This window comes from Neisseria sp. P0008.S010, assembly GCF_051962715.1.
GTDB lineage: Bacteria > Pseudomonadota > Gammaproteobacteria > Burkholderiales > Neisseriaceae > Neisseria > Neisseria elongata.
In genome coordinates this window covers 1-301 of record NZ_JBQCVA010000237.1, presented here as the reverse complement: position 1 = coordinate 301, position 301 = coordinate 1, and the positions used below count along the sequence as shown (strand labels likewise).

Sequence of the window (301 nt, the reverse complement as noted above, 5' to 3'; positions counted from 1 at the left end):
GTATGGGCGGCGTGTGCCGTGCCGATACTGCGCCGTTTTCCGCGCACGTCAGCAGCACGAAAACCGCCGTGCGCGGGACCGGCATACGGCGTTTGGCGGACGGAACAGGCTTTGGCCGCCCGTCGTCCTGGGCCAAACCGGCCGCCTTCACCGTCATTTCCACCGCCTCGCCCTGCCGTTCCAAAGGCCAGCGGGCGGCGGGTGCGCTTGGAAGCCGAAGCCGAAGCGGAAACGGCCGGCCATTCGCGCCGTCGATAGTCGGATAACTGCACGCGGTAACGCTGCCCGCCGGCCGGCAGCG

At 69.4% G+C, this 301-nt stretch carries 1 protein-coding gene; it reads right to left on the bottom strand.

The window, feature by feature from the left end; translation table 11 throughout:
- Positions 1-301, bottom strand: a 301-nt coding sequence (locus tag ACTHSL_RS13380; RefSeq protein ID WP_440381708.1) for a hypothetical protein, incomplete at both ends; no start/stop codon positions are given.